This window comes from Pediococcus damnosus (assembly GCF_001437255.1).
Lineage (GTDB): Bacteria > Bacillota > Bacilli > Lactobacillales > Lactobacillaceae > Pediococcus > Pediococcus damnosus.
The window spans coordinates 1-1,739 of sequence record NZ_JQBD01000153.1 but is presented as its reverse complement, the minus strand read 5'-3'; the positions used below and the strand labels follow the sequence as shown (position 1 = coordinate 1,739).

General features: G+C 37.4%; 1 protein-coding gene. It reads right to left on the bottom strand.

What is annotated here, in order from left to right:
- Positions 1-191 precede the first annotated feature (191 nt).
- Positions 192-1,526 (bottom strand): uracil-xanthine permease family protein, encoded by a 1,335-nt coding sequence (locus IV84_RS10345; RefSeq protein WP_056986620.1) that lies wholly within the window; start codon positions 1,524-1,526, stop codon positions 192-194.
- Positions 1,527-1,739: the final 213 nt, after the last annotated feature.

Here is a 1,739-nt window from a genome sequence, read left to right as displayed (position 1 = left end):
AAAACCTACATTTTTAAACTGCCCTTGACACTAGTATCCATATTGGATCATCCAATCCCACTTAATTAGGTTATTTATCTCTCCATTTTACAGCTTTAAAATCATATAAAGCAAAAAGAATTTGAATAAATTTCTTCATTCAAATCCTTCTTTTGTTTATATGAATAATTCTATTTGGTTAGTTAGTATTTTTAAATCCGATTTTTCTTTTTTGACCTGTTTTCTTCAAATTCACGCTCACTAGCTGCCTTTTGCGGAAGAACCAAGTTTAGGGCAATACCTAGCACAGTTGCGACCGCCAAACCAGAGAATTGATACTGGCCAATTTGTAAGTAGGCATTTCCAATTCCAATAACCAAAATTGAAGATGCAATCATCAAATTTCGTTTGATATTAAAATCGATTTTTTCATCAATTAGTACCCGTAATCCGTTAGAAGCAATTGTCCCGAATAATAAGAAACTGATTCCACCGATCACTGGTGAAGGAATGCTTTGAATTAACGCGCTTAATTTACCGATAAAACTAAAGATAATCGCAAACATCCCGGCTCCAGCTAAGACATATACACTGTGTACTTTAGTAATGGCCAGAACACCAATATTTTCACCGTAACTCGTTACTGGAGGCCCACCAACAAGTCCAGCAATAATTGAAGCAGTTCCGTCACCGGCCAAAGTATGGTTTAAACCAGGATCAACAAAGAAATTTCGTTTGGTCAACTTGTTTAACACCATGATGTGACCCGTGTGTTCTGTCATGGTCACAAATGCAATCGGCGCTAAACTTAGAATCGCACCCCAGTAAAAATGGAAATGATATGTGACAAAGGGAATCTGAAATTTAGGCAGTGAGAACCAAGGTGCAGCCAGGACGCCACTAAAATCAACTATTCCCATTAATGTTGCCACCAGATATCCGACAACGATTCCTAACAGAATTGGAATTAAACTCACAAATCCTTTTAAGTACATGTTGAATCCGATTGTAACTAATAAGGTTATCAAAGCGACTGCGAAGTATCTCCAGTCATACGTTGTTTTACCTGAAGCTAAAGTCCGCATTGTAGCATCTGTTGCGGCCGTTCCTGCTAACGATAGACCGATGACCATAACAATTGGTCCAACCACAATGGGCGGCAAAATTTTGTTTATCCAATCAGATCCCACAAACGTTACAATTAAAGCAACCGTTAAGTAAACTAAACCTACCGCAACCGTTCCTTGAGCGATTCCGGGATATCCGGTTGTTTTCATAAGAGCAACCATTGGCACGATAAAAGAAAAACTTGATCCCATGTATGCAGGAATTTTCCCTTTGGTAATTAATATGTAAATCAGGGTTCCAACCCCAGAACTAAATAATGCAATCCCAGGGTTTAAACCTACTAGAATTGGAACTAACACGGTTGATCCAAACATTGCAAACAAATGTTGAATAGAAAGACCTATCCAGTGACCTAAAGTTGGTCGATCATGAATGTCTAACACAACATCATCATTATGGAATTCTTTTTCTTTTGCCATGTAAAACCCTCCTAAATATTAAAACCCCTTTGAGCTATGCGTACACTCAAAGGGGTTCAGAATAAGTAGATGGAGTTTATCTTTATTCTAGAATACCTTTGAGGTCTCACAGGACATCTTTAAAGGATTTGTTAAAGTTAAGATACACTATATTTTAGAAAACGTCAACTTTTTTGATAGTCAAGTATGTGTCAAGTTTTCCTAGGTGCCTTA